The sequence below is a fragment of the Tateyamaria sp. 7Alg 36 genome (assembly GCF_059882455.1).
Map to the genome: position 1 here is coordinate 3,000,538 of NZ_CM187613.1, position 18,167 is coordinate 3,018,704.

The 18,167-nt window shown below is 61.3% G+C and carries 17 protein-coding genes; 13 read left to right on the top strand and 4 right to left on the bottom strand.

Annotation, left to right across the window (positions count from 1 at the left end):
* Window position 1 precedes the first annotated feature (1 nt).
* From putA to AC6GQJ_RS14610, 3 genes are all read left to right on the top strand, one after another.
* Window positions 2-3,673 (top strand): bifunctional proline dehydrogenase/L-glutamate gamma-semialdehyde dehydrogenase PutA, encoded by a 3,672-nt coding sequence (putA, locus tag AC6GQJ_RS14600; protein ID WP_500769516.1) that lies wholly within the window; start codon window positions 2-4, stop codon window positions 3,671-3,673.
* Window positions 3,674-3,754: 81 nt separating this feature from the next.
* Window positions 3,755-4,030: a hypothetical protein gene (locus AC6GQJ_RS14605; protein ID WP_500769518.1), complete on the top strand. Its 276-nt coding sequence runs from the start codon at window positions 3,755-3,757 to the stop codon at window positions 4,028-4,030.
* A gap of 20 nt (window positions 4,031-4,050) precedes the next feature.
* Window positions 4,051-5,016, top strand: a complete 966-nt coding sequence (locus AC6GQJ_RS14610; protein WP_500769520.1) for an NADPH:quinone oxidoreductase family protein — start codon at window positions 4,051-4,053, stop codon at window positions 5,014-5,016.
* Here the strand turns inward: AC6GQJ_RS14610 and AC6GQJ_RS14615 are convergent.
* Window positions 5,000-5,974: a DMT family transporter gene (locus tag AC6GQJ_RS14615; protein WP_500769522.1), complete on the bottom strand. Its 975-nt coding sequence runs from the start codon at window positions 5,972-5,974 to the stop codon at window positions 5,000-5,002. The two genes, AC6GQJ_RS14610 and AC6GQJ_RS14615, sit on opposite strands and share 17 nt — an antisense overlap.
* Before the next feature lie 111 nt (window positions 5,975-6,085).
* Between AC6GQJ_RS14615 and AC6GQJ_RS14620 the strand changes: the two genes are divergently transcribed.
* From AC6GQJ_RS14620 to AC6GQJ_RS14665, 10 genes are all read left to right on the top strand, one after another.
* Entirely contained in the window at window positions 6,086-6,607 is a 522-nt protein-coding gene (locus tag AC6GQJ_RS14620; RefSeq protein WP_500769524.1) for an SRPBCC family protein, read from the top strand.
* An 88-nt stretch (window positions 6,608-6,695) separates the two neighbouring features.
* Entirely contained in the window at window positions 6,696-7,634 is a 939-nt protein-coding gene (locus AC6GQJ_RS14625) for an ABC transporter ATP-binding protein (protein ID WP_500769526.1), read from the top strand.
* Window positions 7,631-8,392, top strand: a complete 762-nt coding sequence (locus tag AC6GQJ_RS14630; RefSeq protein ID WP_500769528.1) for an ABC transporter permease — start codon at window positions 7,631-7,633, stop codon at window positions 8,390-8,392. Before AC6GQJ_RS14625 ends, AC6GQJ_RS14630 begins: the two co-directional genes overlap by 4 nt.
* A gap of 79 nt (window positions 8,393-8,471) precedes the next feature.
* A complete protein-coding gene (locus AC6GQJ_RS14635) occupies window positions 8,472-9,266 on the top strand; it encodes a S49 family peptidase (RefSeq protein ID WP_500769530.1) in 795 nt (264 codons plus the stop codon).
* A 176-nt stretch (window positions 9,267-9,442) separates the two neighbouring features.
* Window positions 9,443-10,396: a calcium/sodium antiporter gene (locus tag AC6GQJ_RS14640; RefSeq protein ID WP_500773937.1), complete on the top strand. Its 954-nt coding sequence runs from the start codon at window positions 9,443-9,445 to the stop codon at window positions 10,394-10,396.
* Window positions 10,339-11,199, top strand: a complete 861-nt coding sequence (locus tag AC6GQJ_RS14645) for an SDR family oxidoreductase (RefSeq protein WP_500769532.1) — start codon at window positions 10,339-10,341, stop codon at window positions 11,197-11,199. Before AC6GQJ_RS14640 ends, AC6GQJ_RS14645 begins: the two co-directional genes overlap by 58 nt.
* Before the next feature lie 286 nt (window positions 11,200-11,485).
* Window positions 11,486-13,372: an excinuclease ABC subunit UvrC gene (uvrC, locus tag AC6GQJ_RS14650; protein WP_500769534.1), complete on the top strand. Its 1,887-nt coding sequence runs from the start codon at window positions 11,486-11,488 to the stop codon at window positions 13,370-13,372.
* A 57-nt stretch (window positions 13,373-13,429) separates the two neighbouring features.
* Window positions 13,430-14,089: a CDP-diacylglycerol--glycerol-3-phosphate 3-phosphatidyltransferase gene (gene pgsA, locus AC6GQJ_RS14655; protein WP_500769536.1), complete on the top strand. Its 660-nt coding sequence runs from the start codon at window positions 13,430-13,432 to the stop codon at window positions 14,087-14,089.
* Between the two features lie 5 nt (window positions 14,090-14,094).
* On the top strand, window positions 14,095-14,340 hold the full coding sequence (gene moaD, locus AC6GQJ_RS14660; RefSeq protein ID WP_500769539.1) for a molybdopterin converting factor subunit 1: 246 nt from the start codon (window positions 14,095-14,097) through the stop codon (window positions 14,338-14,340).
* 3 nt (window positions 14,341-14,343) lie between these two features.
* Window positions 14,344-14,784, top strand: coding sequence for a molybdenum cofactor biosynthesis protein MoaE (locus AC6GQJ_RS14665; RefSeq protein ID WP_500769541.1), 441 nt, complete (start codon window positions 14,344-14,346; stop codon window positions 14,782-14,784).
* A gap of 105 nt (window positions 14,785-14,889) precedes the next feature.
* Here AC6GQJ_RS14665 and AC6GQJ_RS14670 read toward each other — a convergent pair whose 3' ends face one another.
* The 3 genes from AC6GQJ_RS14670 to ubiA are packed head-to-tail and all read right to left on the bottom strand — an operon-like array spanning window position 14,890 to window position 18,166.
* Window positions 14,890-15,216: a hypothetical protein gene (locus AC6GQJ_RS14670; protein WP_500769543.1), complete on the bottom strand. Its 327-nt coding sequence runs from the start codon at window positions 15,214-15,216 to the stop codon at window positions 14,890-14,892.
* Window positions 15,209-17,119: an OmpA family protein gene (locus AC6GQJ_RS14675; protein ID WP_500769545.1), complete on the bottom strand. Its 1,911-nt coding sequence runs from the start codon at window positions 17,117-17,119 to the stop codon at window positions 15,209-15,211. Before AC6GQJ_RS14675 ends, AC6GQJ_RS14670 begins: the two co-directional genes overlap by 8 nt.
* Window positions 17,120-17,179: 60 nt before the next feature.
* Window positions 17,180-18,166 (bottom strand): 4-hydroxybenzoate octaprenyltransferase, encoded by a 987-nt coding sequence (ubiA, locus tag AC6GQJ_RS14680; RefSeq protein WP_500769547.1) that lies wholly within the window; start codon window positions 18,164-18,166, stop codon window positions 17,180-17,182.
* Window position 18,167: the final 1 nt, after the last annotated feature.

The following is an 18,167-nucleotide window of genomic DNA, read 5'->3' on the forward strand; positions in this document are numbered from 1 at the left end:
CATGACAGATGCCGCCACCGCAAACGCCCTGCACGAAAATCCCAAACGCGCGCAGGTTCGGGCCTATTACACCGCGGAAGAGGCCGAACTGGTCCGGTCCCTTGCTGAACGAATTGGTCTGTCCGAGGACGAGCGCGCCAAGGCGGCAGCGGCAGGGGCTCAATATGTCAAACGCGTGCGCAACGAGACCTCTCCGTCGATGATGGAGGCGTTTCTGGCCGAATACGGTCTGTCGACCGCCGAAGGGGTGGGCCTGATGTGTCTGGCCGAGGCGCTGTTGCGGGTGCCGGATGCCGAAACCATCGACGATCTGATCGAAGACAAGGTGGCCCCGTCGAACTGGGGCGCGCATCTGGGGCATTCGTCTTCGTCATTGGTCAATGCCTCGACATGGGCGCTGTTGCTGACGGGCAAGGTGTTGGATGACGAACGCAAAGGCCCCGCGCAGGCGTTGCGCGCTTTGGTCAAACGTCTGGGCGAACCGGTCGTGCGGACGGCTGTGGGCCAGTCGATGAAAATTCTGGGGCGGCAATTCGTGCTGGGCCAGACCATCGAAGAAGGCATGAAAAACGCCCGCGAGCTTGAGAAAAAGGGGTACACCTATTCCTATGACATGCTGGGCGAAGCGGCCCGCACGGACGCGGACGCGGTGCGGTATCACGCAGCCTATGCCCGCGCTATTGACGCGATTGCCAAACAGGCCAAGGGCGATGTGCGTACCAGCCCCGGTATCTCGGTCAAGCTGTCCGCGCTGCATCCGCGCTATGAATACCCCCATAAAGACACGGTGATTAAGGAACTGCTGCCCCGCGCGCTCGACCTTGTGAAACAGGCGGCTGCGGCGGGCATCGGGTTCAACATCGATGCCGAAGAACAGGACCGTCTGGACCTGTCGCTGGACCTGATCGAAGCGATGCTTGCCGATCCGGCGCTGGACGGCTGGCACGGGTTCGGCGTCGTTGTGCAGGCCTATGGCCGTCGCGCCGGTCCGGTGATCGAGGCGCTCTATGACATGGCCGAACGCTATGACCGCAAGATCATGGTGCGGCTGGTGAAAGGCGCCTATTGGGACACCGAAATCAAGCTGGCGCAGGAACTCGGGGTCGAACGATTCCCCGTCTTTACCCGTAAGAACAACACCGATGTCAGCTATATGGCCTGCGCGCAGATGCTGATGGACCGGCGCGACCGCATCTATCCGCAATTTGCCACCCATAACGCCCATACCTGCGCCGCCGTTGTGGCCATGGCTGGCAATGACAAGGACAGCTTTGAATTCCAGCGTCTGCACGGCATGGGCGAATCCCTGCACCAGATCGTGAAAGAGTCCGAAGGCACCCATTGCCGTATCTATGCCCCTGTCGGCGCGCATCAGGACCTGCTGGCCTATCTGGTTCGCCGCCTGCTGGAAAACGGCGCGAACTCGTCTTTTGTGAACCAGATCGTGGACGATAATATTCCCGCCGAGTCCATTTCGGTCGATCCGGTCAGCGAAATGGAACGGATGAAAGACGAGATCAAAAGCCCGTCGATTGCGCAGCCATGGGATCTGTTCATGCCCGGGCGGGCGAATTCTAAAGGGTTCAGGGTTAATGAACCGGCCTCAATCCTGCCGCTTCTGGCCGCGCGCGAGGCATTTGCCGAAACCACATGGTCTGCCACGCCGATGCTTGCTGCTGGTCACGAACCCAAAGGCGCGGTGCGTGACGTGTTCTCGCCCGCGGACAAGACCCGCAAGGTGGGCACGGTCCAAGAGGCGACCTCCGAAGATGTGGCCTTTGCGATCAAGGCGGCGTCGGACGGCTTCAAGGACTGGTCCGCAACCTCTGTGGGCGAGCGCGCCAATATCCTGCGTATACTGGCCGACATGTACGAGGACAACATCGCCGAGCTGACCTCTATCACCACCCGCGAAGCCGGTAAAACCGTGCTGGACGGCATTGCCGAAGTGCGCGAGGCGGTCGATTTCCTGCGCTATTACGCAAACGAGGCCGAGCGTCTGGAAGAGGAGGCCCCCGGAACGGCGCGCGGTGTGTTTGTGTGCATCAGCCCGTGGAATTTCCCGCTGGCCATTTTTACCGGCCAGATCGCGGCGGCACTGGCGGTGGGCAATGTGGTTCTTGCCAAACCTGCCGAACAAACGCCGATGATTGCGGCCCGCGCCGTGCAGATGATGCGCGATTGCGGTTTGCCGGATGCGGCTGTGCAATTGCTGCCCGGTGATGGCCCCACGGTAGGTGGCCCGCTGACCAGTGATCCAAGCATTGCTGGCGTGTGCTTTACCGGATCGACCGAAGTGGCAATGATCATCCACAAGGCGCTGGCCGAAAATGCCGGACCCGACGCGGTGCTGATTGCGGAAACCGGCGGATTGAACGCGATGATTGTCGATTCCACGGCCCTGCCGGAACAGGCGGTGCGCGATATCCTGATCTCGTCGTTCCAGTCTGCGGGACAACGCTGTTCTGCCTTGCGTATTCTTTACGTGCAGGAAGACGTCCATGACAAGTTGATGGAGATGCTGTCCGGTGCGCTGGATGCGTTGGTGATCGGGGACCCGTGGCGCACGGATGTGGACGTCTCGCCCGTGATCGACGCGGATGCGCAGGCCCAGATCACCGACTATATCGCGGCCCATGAACAGGCGGGCACATTGCTTAAAAAGATGCCTGTGCCGAACGACAACGGCACTTATGTCACCCCCGCCATCGTCAAGGTTGACGGCATCACGGATATGGAGCGCGAGATTTTTGGCCCCGTTCTGCATGTCGCCACGTTCAAGGCCCGTGACCTCGACAAGGTGGTCGACGCCATCAATGACCGCGAATACGGTCTGACATTCGGGCTGCACACCCGCATCGACGACCGCGTCGAAGAGATTGTCGAGCGCATTCAGGTCGGCAACGTTTACGTGAACCGCAACCAGATCGGCGCCATCGTGGGCAGCCAGCCCTTTGGCGGCGAAGGGTTGTCGGGGACGGGTCCGAAGGCGGGCGGACCGCTGTACCTGACCCGCTTCCGCAGCACCGAAAAGCCCAAGGCGTTTGACGCCCCGACGGGTGAAACCGTGGACCCGTCCGATGTCGAACTGGCTATGGACCAGATCGATGCGCGCAACTGGGCAGCCCGCGTGGATAAGGTGTCGGTCTTGCGGCAGGCGCTGTCGGGGCGCTCCGGCGTCGTGCGGCGCGCCTTGGCCGAAACGGCAGCCTTTGACATGACCCCGCAAACGCTGCCCGGCCCGACCGGCGAAAGCAACCGCTTGCGCAGCTTTGCGCGCGGCATGATCCTGTGCCTTGGCCCGACAGAAGACATCGCGGTGGCCCAGGCCATTCAGGCCCTTGGTGCCGGATGCGGCGCGCTGATCGTTACGCCGCGTGCCTTGCAGTCGATGGGCGTGGTCCTTGCTGCCGCCGGTGCACCGGTGGTCATGCTTGAGGGTACGGTTGCACCCGAAGACTTGGTCAAGCTGAAAGGGATCGCCGCTGTGGCGGCCGCCGGATCGTCGGACTGGACCGGCGCGCTACGCCGCGCCTTGGCGCAACGTGACGGCCCGATCCTGCCGCTGATCACAGAACAGATCGCACCCGAACGCTACGCCATCGAACGCCACCTGTGCATCGACACCACAGCGGCGGGTGGCAACGCGAGCCTCCTGGCCTCTTCTTCGTAAGAGGGGACCAACCACGAAAAGACGGGACGCGCCTGAACGCGCGCCCCGTCCCCCGTTGGCAGGCGGAACAAAAAACTACCCGTGGCCGCCACAGCGCCCTACCTTTCCCTCATGCACAGTGATAATCCCAACCCGTTGATCCGCATGTTTCTGAATGCGACCGCCATCGGTTTCGCCGTGTCGGCCCTGTTCACCGTGGCGCTGTGGGTGATGGATGTGTCGGGGCTGGCCAGCCGTATGGCGCAGTCTCCGGATGCGTTTTTGCTGCTGTTCATCCTGTGGTTTTCGAATGGCTTGTTGTTTGCCTGTGTGCAAATCGGCTATGCGCTTTGGCAAATGGGCCGCGACGGCGGCTAAAGCCAAGAAGGACAATCCCGATGCGCGCCATGCAACTTGTGACCCTCGGTCAGCCCCTTGAAATGCGCGATGTGCCGCGCCCTGATCCCGCCGCGGGCGAGGTGCTGGTGCGTATCCATTCCTGCGGGTTGAACTTTGGTGACACGTTGATCCTGAAAGGCACCTATCAGGAAAAGCCGCCCTTGCCCGCGACCATCGGGATGGAGATGTGTGGCACGATCGAAGCGGTTGGCGCGGGTGTCACCCACTTGCAGGTCGGCCAGCGCATCGCTGCCTATTCCGGCTTTGGCGGGCTTGCCGAATACGCCTGCCTGTCGGCGGATATCTGTGTGCCCGTGCCGGACGAGATGTCCCATGTGGACGCGGCGGCTTTTCTGATCGCCTATGGCACCAGCCACGTCGCGCTTGGCTATAAGGCGCGCTTGCAAAAGGGCGAGCGGTTGCTGGTGCTCGGCGCGTCGGGCGGCGTCGGGCTGACGGCGGTCGAACTGGGCAAGCTGATGGGGGCCGAGGTGATCGCAGTGGCCCGTGGCGCTGAAAAACTGGCGGTGGCCAAGGCCGCAGGGGCCGACCATCTGCTGGACAGTGACACCTGCGATCTGCGCGCCGACGTCAAGGCATTGGGTGGTGCGGATGTGGTCTATGACCCTGTCGGGGGGGATCTGTTCAATGCGGCCCTGCGCGCCTGCAACCCCGAAGCGCGCCTGTTGCCACTGGGCTTTGCCAGCGGGACCGTGCCGCAAATTCCGGCCAATATCCTGCTGGTCAAGAACCTGACCGTGATCGGCTATTACTGGGGCGGCTACACGCGGGTGAACCCGTCTGTCCTGACCGACAGCTTTGCCGAACTGTTCGACTGGTACGTGGCGGGCAAGCTGAAACCCCATGTCAGCCATGTGCTGCCGCTCGAAGACGCGAACGAGGGGCTGGAGTTGCTGCGCGCGCGCAAGGCTACGGGCAAGGTCGTCATCACCATCGACGGCTAGGTCGCGTCGGCTGGCGTGTCTTGCGCCGTTCGCGCAAGAACACGAACAGCCCCGAGCCGAGGATCAGCGCAATGCCGATCCAGACCTCGATCACCGGCAGGTCGCCAAAGACGACAAAGCCCCAGAACACGGCCAGCGGCAGGCCCACATATTCGAATGGTGCGACGGTGGCTGCGTCGGCAAGGCGGTAGGCTTGGCTAAGGCAGTAGCCGACAACTGCCGAATTGACTCCCAGCCCGACAAAGACCCAGAAATCACTGCCCGCGGGCCACACCCATGCGCGCAACAGGAAAATCATCGACCCGCTGGTCGCGCCCTCGGCATAGCGCCCATCGCCCGCGACCGCGAAAAAGCCGACGGAAACTACGATGAACGTCAGTTGGATATAGACAGACATCGCGCTTGCCTTGCTGGTCACGCCCAGCCTGCGGGTCAGCAACTGGTTCAGCGCATAGGTCAGTGCCGCCAGCACCGGCAACAGAAGGACAATGCGGCTGACCTCAAGCGCGGCGGGGGCGGCCCACGGGCGCTGCATGATGACGACGCCTGCAAATCCGACCGCCACCGCGCCAAGGCGCAGCGGCCCGACCTTTTCGCCCAACAGGGGGATCGACAACAGGGTGATGAACAAAGGCGCCACAAAGAACAGCGCCGTCACATCCGCCAGCGGCAGCACCGCAAGCCCGACAAAGAAGGTCATGTTGGCAATCACGATCAACAGGCCGCGCATCGCGTGCAGCCACGGGTGGTCGGTGCGCAGGATGTGCCAGCCGCCCTCGAACTGGACGATGACCAGACTGAACAGGATGCCGATCAGCGACCGCGTGAACACGATCTGGTGCAGCGGATAGCCGCCCGACAATTCCTTGATCAGCATGTCGTTGATCGAAATGGCAAACACGCCAAACAGCACAAAGGCGATGGCGGGGCCGGATTTGTTCAGGATGGTATCGGTCATGATCCCAGCCCTATCCATGCGCCGCGATCCTGTCACGCACGAAAGCAGATGGCGCCGCGCGCACGGGTGCGCTAGGCTTTTGCCAGACCGAGACGGAAGGAACACCAGACCATGAAAATGTCAGATACCCGCCAGATCGCGGCCCCGCCCGCCGAAGTTTACGCCGCCCTTCTGAACCCCGATGTCCTGAAGGCCTGCGTGCCCGGCGCGACCGAGGTCACGGGCAACCCCGATGACGGTTTCGAGGCGTCGGTGACCCAGAAAGTCGGCCCCGTAAAGGCGACGTTTAAAGGGCAGGTAAGCCTGTCCGACATGGTGGAAAACGAGAAACTGACCATTACCGGCGAAGGCAAGGGCGGCGCTGCCGGATTTGCCAAGGGCGGCGCGGTGGTGCGTATGGAACATGTCGATGGCGGCACCGCGCTCAGCTATGATGTGGAGGCCAAGGTGGGCGGCAAGCTGGCACAGCTGGGCAGCCGCATCATTGACGGTTTCGCCAAGAAGATGGCCGACCAGTTGTTTAACAACCTGCAAACCGCGCTTGAAGGGCCTGCCGAGGATGGCGATGCCGACGCCGCACCGGAAGCCGGTGCCAAGAAGGGCTGGCTGGGCCGGTTGACGGGCAAGGAATGACCCCGCACACCCGACTGTGCGCCTGCGCGCTGGTCGGGTCGCACGCGGCGGGTTACCTGTGGCGCGCAAGAACAAAGGCCGAGGAACCATGGCTGCTATCCTAAGCATCAAAAATCTGCGCAAAGCCTATGACGACGGTTTCGAGGCGTTGAAGGGCGTGTCGCTGGACATCGAACAGGGCGAGATTATCGCCCTGCTTGGCCCCAATGGCGCGGGCAAGACGACGCTGATCTCGACCATCTGCGGCATCACCATGCCCACATCGGGCACGGTGACTGTGGCGGGCCATGACATCCTGACTGACTATCGTGCCGCGCGCAGCCTGATCGGGCTGGTCCCGCAAGAAATCGCGCTGGAACCGTTCGAACGTGTGATCAACACGGTGCGGTTTTCGCGCGGCCTGTTCGGGAAACCACGCAAGGATGGCGCGGTCGAGGATATCCTGCGCCGCCTGTCTCTGTGGGATAAACGCGACAGCCAGATCCGCGCCCTGTCCGGCGGCATGAAACGCCGCGTGCTGATTGCCAAGGCACTGGCCCACGACCCCCGCGTCCTGTTTCTGGACGAACCGACGGCGGGCGTGGATGTGGAACTGCGCAAGGACATGTGGCAGATCGTTGAACAGTTGCGCGCCGATGGCGTGACCACGATCCTGACCACCCATTACATCGAAGAGGCCGAAGCCATCGCTGACCGCATCGGCGTGATCAACAAGGGTGAAATCCTGCTGGTCGAGGACAAGGACAAGCTGATGTCGCGCATGGGGCGCAAGCAGCTTGATGTGCAACTGACCACGCAACTGACCGAAATTCCCGCCGCGCTGTCGGGCTATGATCTGACGCTTGGCGATGACGGGTGGACCTTGGTCTATACCTACGACGCCAAGGGCGAACGGACGGGCATCACCAAACTTCTGAACGATGTGTCGGGCGCGGGCTTGCAGTTGCGCGATGTGCAGACACGGCAAAGCAGTCTGGAAGACATCTTTGTCTCGCTTGTTCAGGACAAACCGGAGGACGCCCAATGAACTGGTCCGCTGTTCGCGCGATTTACGTTTTCGAGATGGCGCGGTTTTTCCGCACGCTGGCGCAGTCCTTTCTGTCGCCTGTGCTGTCCTCGTCCCTTTATTTTGTGGTCTTCGGCGCCGCGATCGGCAGTCGCATCGATCAGGTCGAGGGCGTCAGTTATGGCGCGTTTATCGTGCCGGGTTTGATCATGCTGACCGTGATGACGCAGGCGATCTCGAACGCGTCGTTCGGCATCTATTTTCCGAAATTCATCGGCACGATCTACGAACTGCTTTCCGCGCCAGTAAATTTCCTTGAAATCGTCATGGGCTATGTCGGGGCGGCGGCGACCAAGTCGATGTTTATCGGGATTATCATCCTGATCACCTCGTTCTTCTTTGTGGATATCAGCATCGCGCACCCGCTGGCGATGATCCTGTTCCTTGTGCTGACCTGCGTCAGCTTTGCGCTGTTCGGGTTCATCATCGGCATCTGGGCGGGGAACTTTGAACAGTTGCAACTGATACCGCTGTTGATCGTGACGCCCTTGGTATTCTTGGGTGGCTCGTTCTATTCGATCTCGATGCTGCCGCCGGTATGGCAGGCGATTTCGATGTTCAATCCGGTGGTTTACCTGATTTCCGGTTTCCGCTGGGCCTTCTTCGGGGTGGCGGATGTGCCGATTGCGATTTCGCTGCTGGCCATCGGAGCATTCACTGCGCTGTGTCTTGCGGCGGTCGGGTGGATCTTCAAAACCGGATGGCGGATCCGGCAATAACGTCGCGTCGGACAAGTGTCGCGCAACTCCTTTGCCTTGTGACCTTGTTTGACCCCGCGCGGCAATCTACATGAACGGGATGAAGCGTTGGATCCCATTTGTTAAATCCGAACCCGTCGTGGCCGTTGTCCGGCTGCAAGGGATGATTGCCAACAATCGCGGGGGCTTGAGCGATCAATCCCTTGGCCCCGTGATCGAAAAGGTGTTCTCTCGCGGGAAGCCTGCCGCCATTGCGCTGGAAATCAACTCGCCTGGGGGCAGCCCTGTGCAATCGTCGCTGATCGCGGCGCGTATCCGCAGATTGGCCGACGACAAGAACATTCCCGTTCTGGCCTTTGTCGAAGATGTGGCCGCATCGGGCGGCTATTGGTTGGCGGTGGCGGCGGATGAAATCTTTGCCGATCCAAGCTCGATCATCGGCTCCATCGGCGTGATTTCGGCCGGATTTGGCGCGCATGAGCTTCTGGAACGCCACGGGGTCGAAAGGCGCATCTATACGGCCGGTGAATCGAAATCCAAACTGGACATGTTCAAACCGGAGCAGCCCAAGGATGTCGCGCAACTGCAATCGCTGCTGGGTGATGTGCACGAGAATTTCATCGACCACGTAAAAGCGCGGCGGGGCGGCAAACTGGATCAGGATGCCGACCTGTTCAACGGAGATTACTGGCTGGCACAACGTGCGCAGGCCCTTGGGTTGATCGACGGGATCGGCCACCTCAAGCCCATTCTGAAAGAGCGTTTTGGCGATAAGGTGCAACTGCGCCGCTACGGCGTGCGCCGTCCCTTCCTGTCGCGTTTCGGTGCGCAGGTCATGGATGACGCGCTGGCCAGCGTTCAGGAACGGGCGGCCTTCGCTCAGTTTGGGCTGTAAATTATGCTGGCCAAGATTGTTGTCCTTTTTCTGGTCTTTATGGGTGTGCTTGCCATGTTCGGCAAATTGCACTGGATCGGGGGCAAGCGGTTGGGTCAGGTAAAATGCGACTGCGGTCGGTATCGTATTGGCAAAGGGCCATGTGCCTGCGGGCGGGGTAAACGTTGATGGCGGAACTGATGCCGTGGCTGTTAAGCGGACTTGGTCTGCTGATCCTGCTGCTTGCGGGAGATTCACTGGTCAAAGGAGCGGTGAACCTCAGCCTGCGCCTTGGCGTGCCTGCGCTGATCGTCAGCCTGACGATTGTGGCCTTTGGCACCTCTGCGCCTGAACTTCTGATCTCGATCGAGGCGATCTTGGACGACGCGCCGGGGCTGGCCCTTGGCAACGTGGTGGGGTCGAACACGGCCAACATCCTGCTTGTGCTGGGGATACCCGCGCTGCTGGCCACGATGCACACATCCGAATGCAACACGCGCAAATCCTTTAATTACATGATCGGTGCGTCGCTGCTGTTCATCGTGCTGGCCTTTCGCGGGGTCTTTGACTGGATGTCGTCGGTTATCCTGCTGGCGGCGCTGGCCTATGTGCTGTTCGATCAGGCGATGGAGGCGAAATGCCACCGTGCCGCCTGTTCCGCCCTGCCGGAGGACGAAGGCGAAATCGAAGGCGTCGATCCCGACCTGCCATGGTGGCGCATCGGGGTTTTCCTGATCCTCGGCCTGATCGGCCTGCCCTTGGGTGCCAGCCTGCTGGTCGAGAACGCAACGATCATTGCCAAGACATATGGTGTCAGCGACACAGTCATCGGCCTGACCCTTGTGGCGGTGGGCACCTCGCTGCCCGAACTTGCCACAACCGTCATGGCCGCGCTGCGCCGTCAGGCGGATGTCGCATTGGGCAACGTGATCGGGTCGAACATGTTCAACCTGCTGGCCATCATCGGCATTGCTGGCCTTGTCGGGCCAATCCCCGTGGATCGCGAGTTTCTGGTGTTTGACCTGTGGGTCATGCTGGCGGCATCCGTCCTGCTGGTGCCGTTCGTCTATTTGCGCCGCGATATCACCCGCGTGTGGGCTGTGGTCTTGTCTGCGCTCTACGCGGCCTATCTGATCGTGGTACTGATCTAGAACATCATAGCAAGGAGGGTGCGATGACACGCGCACTTGTGACAGGGGCAGGGCACCGGTTGGGGCAGGCCATGGCGGTCTATCTCGCGGGGCGTGGATATGACGTGGCGGTGCATTACGCCAGTTCCGACAAGGGCGCGCGCGACACCGTCGCCCAGATCGAGGACAAAGGCCGGCGGGGCATCACCCTGCAGGCCGACCTGCTGGACGAGGACGCGACCCAGTTTCTGCTGGGGCGTGCGGTGGATGCCTTGGGCGGGCCGATCACCTGCCTGATCAACAATGCGTCCATCTTCGAATATGACACGGTGCACAGCGCCACCCGCGACAGCTGGGACCGGCATATGGACAGCAACCTGCGCGCACCTTTTATGCTGACGCAGGCCATGGCGGCGCAGGAATTGGCGCCGGATTACGACGATATGGACGAACCCGTCGCTTCAGGATTGATCGTGAATATGGTCGATCAGCGGGTGCGCAAACTCACGCCCGAGTTTATGACCTACACGCTGGCCAAGATGGGCCTGTGGGCGTTGACCCAGACCAGCGCGCGCGCCCTTGCGCCTGCCATTCGGGTCAATGCCATCGGCCCCGGACCCACCCTGCAGGGAGAGCGTCAGAGCGCCGACCATTTTGCCAAGCAACGTGCCGCAACCGTGCTGGAACGCGGGGCAAATCCGTCGGATATTACCGCCGCATTGGGTTATTTCCTCGACGCACCGTCGATCACGGGCCAGTTGCTGTGTGTGGATGGCGGACAGCATCTGGCATGGCGTACGCCTGATGTGGTGGGGGTCGAGTAGGTGACGCTAGGTGAGTTTTGCACTGCGTTAAACTCTGTTACAAAAGCGTTACCAAAAGCCCTTTAGATTCAAACGCTTGGAGAGGTTAACATTTTTTACCAAGCGAAAACAACAGGTTGCGTTGCTGCCTAAAAATTAGGCAGCGCAGGGAAAGGTGCGGAAACTAACAAAAAATTCCTGATGCCCATAAGTTGTCTCCAGACTTATCCACCGCTTCGGTGGATGGAAGGATGCTTGATCCCCCTATTGAATCATTGCAGCCGATCGCGAAAAAAGCTCGAATCGAATGACACAGACCGATGATCACATGACGCCAGACCCAGACCCCGCCGCACCGGTGGGGCATGAGGTTATCCAAGGCTATCTCAAGACGCTGGATGCGTCGCCGGGTGTCTACCGGATGCTGGATCGGGAGAGCCGCGTTCTGTACGTGGGCAAGGCGCGCAACCTGCGTGCGCGGGTGTCGAACTATGCGCGGCCCAAAGGGCATTCGGCCCGCATTTCGCGCATGATCTCGATGACCGCATCCATGATGTTCCTGACCACGCGCACCGAGACCGAGGCGCTGTTGCTTGAACAGAACCTGATCAAGCAGTTGAAACCCAAGTTTAACGTGCTGCTGCGCGACGACAAATCCTTCCCCAATATTCTGGTCACGGGCGATCACGACTATCCCATGATCAAAAAGCATCGCGGCGCGAAAAAGGAAAAGGGCGCCTATTACGGCCCTTTCGCCAATGCGGGCGCGGTGAACCGCACGCTGTCCCAGTTGCAGCGGGTATTCCTGCTGCGCAATTGCAGCGACAGCCAGTTTTCCACCCGCACGCGCCCCTGCCTGCAATACCAGATCAAACGGTGCTCCGGCCCCTGTGTCGGCCTGATCTCGCGCGAGGATTATGCCGCCACGGTCAAGGATGCCGAACGGTTCCTGTCAGGGCGCAGCACCGAGCTTCAGGCGGAACTGGCCGCGCAGATGCAAAAGGCGTCAGAGGATATGGAGTTCGAACGCGCCGCCGCCCTGCGCGACCGCATCCGCGCCATGACGCAGGTGCAAACGGCCCAAGGCATCAATCCCAAGGGTGTGGACGAGGCCGACATCGTCGCGTTGCACCTCGAACAGGGTCAGGCTTGCGTGCAGGTGTTCTTTATCCGTGCGGGGCAGAACTGGGGTAACCGCGACTTTTACCCGCGCGTCGGGGCGGATGTGGATGCGGCCGAAGTGCTGGAGGCGTTTCTCGGCCAGTTCTATGACACGAAAGAACCGCCGCGCCAGTTGATCCTGTCCAACGAGATCGAGAACCCCGACCTGATGGCTGAGGCGTTGAGTGGCAAGCTGGGGCGCAAGGTCGAATTGCTGGTGCCCAAGCGCGGCGAAAAGGCGGAACTGGTGGACAGCGCCTTGCGCAATGCCCGCGAAAGCCTCGCGCGGAAGATGGCGGAAAGTGCGACGCAGACGCGGCTGCTTAAGGGACTGGCCGAGGCGTTCGATCTGCCCGCTCCGCCCGAACGGATCGAGGTGTACGACAACAGCCACATCCAAGGGACCAACGCGGTGGGCGCGATGATTGTGGCCGGCCCTGACGGGTTCATGAAAAACAGCTATCGCAAGTTCAACATCAAGGGCGACGACCTGACGCCGGGGGACGATTTCGGCATGATGAAGGAAGTGCTGCATCGCCGCTTCAAACGGCTGCTGAGCGAAGACCCAGACCGTCAGAAAGGCATGTGGCCCGATCTGCTGTTGATCGACGGCGGGGCAGGGCAGGTGAGTGCGGTGGCGCAGATCATGGCCGAACATGGTGTGGCCGACATCCCCATGGTCGGCGTGGCCAAAGGCATCGACCGCGACGCGGGCAAAGAGGAATTCCACCGCATGGGCAAGCGCCCCTTTGCGCTGCGCCACAACGATCCGGTCCTCTATTTCGTCCAGCGTATGCGCGACGAGGCGCACCGTTTCGCCATCGGTACCCACCGCGCCAAACGGGCCAAATCGAACATGAAAAATCCGCTGGACGATATCGCCGGCGTGGGGGCAGCGCGCAAACGGGCGCTGCTCGCGCATTTCGGCTCGGCCAAGGCGGTGGGGCGGGCCAATCTGGCCGATCTCAAGGCGGTGGACGGGGTCTCTGAAGGGTTGGCGCAGAAGGTCTATGACTTCTTCCATGAAAAGTAAGTTCGCCCGATGATGCGCCCCCTTCCTGCGCGCAATAGAACGCGATAGAGATTGCATATGATCTGGAACATTCCAAATATCCTGACGACCTTGCGACTGTTGGCGGCGCCGATGGTGGCGGTGATGTTCCTGTATTTTACGCGGCCCCATGCGGATATTTTCGCGGTCGTGCTGTTCGTGGGCGCGGCGATCACCGACTGGTTTGACGGCTATCTGGCGCGCGCATGGGGGCAGCAGACACGTTTTGGCACCATGCTTGACCCGATCGCGGACAAGGCGATGGTGGTGATTGCGCTGATGGTGATTATCGCGTTTTCCTCTTGGTCGCCGTGGCTGGTCCTGCCCGCCACCGTGATCCTGTTCCGCGAGGTCTTTGTTTCGGGCCTGCGGGAATTTCTGGGTGACACGGCGGGAACGCTGAAGGTGACGCAACTGGCCAAGTGGAAGACGACCTTCCAGATGGTCGCGATTGCGGTGCTGTTTTCCCAAGGTGTGTTCGAGCATTACTTCGGTATGTCGATTTGGGGCATGGACGAGGATATGGTTTCGGCAATCCTGAACGGCGAACAGCCGGACCTGCACGGACTTGGCTGGAAACTGTCTGGTGCGGAATGGGCAGGGCGCACGGGGCTGTGGTTACTGTGGGTTGCGGCGGCGCTGACTCTGATCACAGGCATGGATTATTACCGCAAAGCAATGCCGTATCTGAAAGGGTAATCGGGATGGACGTCTTGTATTTTGCGTGGGTGCGCGAGCGCATCGGACTGCCGCGGGAAGCGGTCGAAACCAGTGCTGCCACTGTGATGGAGCTGGTCAAGGAATTGCGCGCGCGCGAGGAACGCTATGAAGCGGCCTTTGCCGATATCTCGGCCCTGCGCGTGGCGGTGGACCAGCAGTTGACCGATTTCGACGCCCCCTTGGACGGGGTGCGCGAAGTGGCGTTCTTTCCGCCCATGACAGGCGGGTAGGCTGTGCAGGTAACCGTCCAGTCCGACCCGTTCGATTTCGGTGCCGAGGCCGCGCGCTTTGCGCATGGGCGCAGCGTGTCGGGGGCCATCGTGACCTTCACCGGCGTGGTGCGCGATGTCGACGGTTCCCTCAAGACGATGGAGATCGAGCATTATCCCGGCATGACGGAAAAAGCCCTGCGCGATATTGCGCAAACAGCGATGGAGCGCTGGTCGCTGGAGGATGCGCTGGTCATCCACCGGCATGGATCCTTGGCCGTGGGCGAGATGATCATGATGGTCGCCACCGCCGCACGGCACCGCAAGGATGCGTTCGAGGCGGCGGAGTTCCTGATGGATTACCTCAAAAGCCGAGCCCCGTTCTGGAAACGTGAGATCACGGAAGACGGCGAGGCATGGGTGGCGGCGCGTGACGAGGACGAAGATGCGTTGAAACGCTGGTAAGCCGCGTTGATCCAAAGGCCGCTTACGCGATACGAAGTTTTAGGGGCTCTGCCCCGTCCTTCGGACTCCCCGGGATTTTTTTCGAACAGAGAAGGGGGCGTGGAGTTAGCCGGCTTGTTGGCGGTCGATCCAGGCGCGGAGTTCTTCGGTTTCGTGGCGCGCGTCGCGCAGACCGTCCATAGCGGCGCGCAGTTCTGCTTCGGTCTGGCTGAGCTGGTTTGTCAGTTCCGCCTCGCGCTGTTGCAGATAGGTGATCGCCTGATCGCGGGTTTCTTCGGCTTCGTGCAGTTCCTGACTCATCCGGTCGAGTTCGGCCACATCCCCTGCCGCGACGCGGGTAAAGCGGTGGATCAGCCAATTGGCGAACCATCCCAAACAGAAGGCAACAAACAGAACAATCGCTGTGGCTATGACGAACTCGGTTCTACTCATCGGCGCCTGTTCCCTCGGTGTCTTCTTCAGTGCTGTCGTCTGTATCGCCCGAACGGGCGAGGGATTCCAGCGCTGTTTCACCTGATCGCAGGCTTGCTTTGGTGCGCAGCAGTTTGAATTCGATGCGACGGTTCGCTTCGCGGCCTTCTTCGGTTTCGTTATCGGCGATTGGATCGGCCTCGCCGTAGCCTTTGGCGGTGAAGGTCGAGGTCAGCACGCGGCGGGCGCGCAATTCGTTCAGGACCGACTGGGCGCGGGCCTGACTGAGGTTCAGGTTCATTTCCTCGCGACCCTGACTGTCGGTATGGCCCTGAATTTCAAGCGGGATGTTTCCGCATTGCTTCAGCACTTCGGCGATGTCGTCCATGGTGCCCAAGGTAGCGGCGTCGATGGTCGCACTGCCTGGTTCGAAGTTGATTTTCGAGGTGGCGACGATTTCACCGATTTCGGCCTCGCATTCCTCGGCGGTGGGCATGGCGGCGACGGGGTCGAGTTTTTCCTGATAGGTAACGCTGATCTCGAACGTTTCGGCCTCGCCCAGTTTGGAGGCGAGCAGGGAGGCGATATTGGTGCTGGCCTTGGGGTTGCCGGTGTTGCCGGACACGACCAGCGTATCGGGCGTCACGGTGACCGCACCGTTGGAGAGTTGCGAAAGAACCTCAAGGCCGGTCAGCACGCGCAGAGGCCAGTCGTTTGGCAGGTCTTCGACCATGCGCGTCGCGGTGTAGACATTGGAGGAACCGAACGCTGCCTTGGCATAGCTGTCGGCCACGTTGCGCAGGTTCTCGTCCGTCAGGCGACCGCGCAATTGCACGAGCCCTTCGGGGCTGAGCGTGGCGACGAATTCGGGCGGACCTTGGTTGGGGTCAACGGTTTCGGGCAGTTTGGCATAGAGGGCGAAAACGGCGGGGAGCTTGGTTTCCAGTTCCCCGACGATGCGGTCAAAGTCGCTTTGCGGAGTGCCTTCTGCGGCGACCAGCGTAATGTCCGCATCCGAGAACGTGACAGAACCGCCGCCCAGTTCATCCACTGCCGCGATGGCCATGGACACGGCACGCCCCCAGTTCGGGCTGGGCACGCCCATGCCGACGGTGCAGGTGGCCTGTTCTTCCATACCGGCCTGCCGCGCGGCAGACAGGATCTGGTAGCGGGTGGATTCGGTATCTGCCGAACAGGCGTCAAAACGGGTGCTGGTTTCGTCCTTGACCAGACGCAAGGTGAACGGGGTGATGACGGGGCGCGGCGCAGCCACGTCCAGCGCCACCAGAAGGCCCGCAGGGGTCAAGCGGCGCAGTTGTTTTTCCAGCAGGGCCTTTTCATCGGCGCTGTCGGTGATGGCGGTGATGGTCACGCGGCCCGCCTCGACCGAGACTTTGGCCCGTGGCAAACGCTCCATCGCGTTCAGCGCGTAGCTTAGTGCATCTTCCCAGCCATCCGGGGCGGGATAGTCGGCGACCTCGATCAGGTCGGTGACGGGCTGGTTGCCACTGATCGCGCGCACACGGTCCAGTACTTCCTCGCGGTCGGTCGAGGTGGGAATCAGGCCGATGATCGACAGGCCCGCATCATTGCGCAGGATTTCGGCCGAGAACCGTGGCGGGGCAAGGGCGGCGGCGGCTTCGACCTGCATGTCGTCGATGACCCGTGCCGCATCGACCACGGTGCCAGCAGTGGACAGGGCGGAAAAGCGCACCGCCTCGGTCGGGGCGAGGCCCGCAAGGCGCACCTGAAGGCCGTCTGCCTGTACTTCGGCCCAAGTCATGCCGCGTTCGTCCAGTGCGTCACGTACGCCGATTTCGGAACTTTCCTCGATCAGTTTCACCGACATGTTGGCAGCGACCAGCGACAGCAGCGCAGCTGCGAAAAACATACCGACGACCATGAGAAGCGAGGACAAGCGCATGTAGATGCCTTTGTGTAGTGTCTGCGCGACAGGTCTAAGCCCCTGTGCGGCAGGTTTCAATCAAGCGAGCAGTGCAGCACAGAAAAAGAGAAGCGGAATGATGCCGGTGTCGCGGTTGGCACGGAAGAGTTGCAGGCATTTGGCCGGATCGTCAATGTCCAGCCCGCGCAGCTGCCATGCCATGTGCCAACCCATCGCCCACGGCCCGCCAAGGGCCAGCACCATCGCCAGCACCGAGGCGTTGTCGAGCGCGGCAAAGATCACTGCGATCCCCATTAGCCCGACGGTCGCCATCAGGAAGCGGCGCAACCATGCAGCCGTTTTGGTGCCGAACAGCCGGGCGGTGGATTTTACGCCGATCAGGGCGTCGTCTTCGGTATCCTGATGGGCGTAGATCGTGTCGTAGAACAGCGTCCATGCAATGCCCGCAAGGTACAGCACCACAGCAGGCGCGCCAAGCGTGCCGCTATGGGCAGTCCATGCCAGCAGCGCGCCCCAGTTGAACGCCAGCCCCAGAAACACCTGTGGCCACCATGTGAACCGTTTGGCAAAGGGATAGATGGCGACAGGCAGCAGCGCGAGGACACCCAGCAAAATCGCATTCGTGTTGAAGGTCAGCAGGATCGCAAAGGCGATCAACGCCTGCGCGCACATCCAGATGGCCGCCCCGCGCACACTGACCTGACCCGACGGGATCGGGCGCGAACGTGTCCGTTCTACCCGTCCGTCGAAGTCGCTGTCGGTGATGTCGTTCCATGTGCATCCCGCACCGCGCATCAGCCACGCGCCTGCCGCACAGCCCAGTGCGATCCAGCCGTCGAACCAGCCGATCTGCTGATCGTGGATCATGGCCAGCGCCAGCCCCCACCAACAGGGCAGCAACAGCAGCCACGTACCAATGGGCCGGTCCGCGCGGCTAAGCCTTAGATAAGGGCGGGTTGCGGCGGGGGCCCATGTATCGACCCAGTTGCCGGAAACCGCGTCAGCCACCTGATCATTTGCGGCGTTCCTGTCAGGACCATCTGGCGATGCGGGCATGTTGGTCATA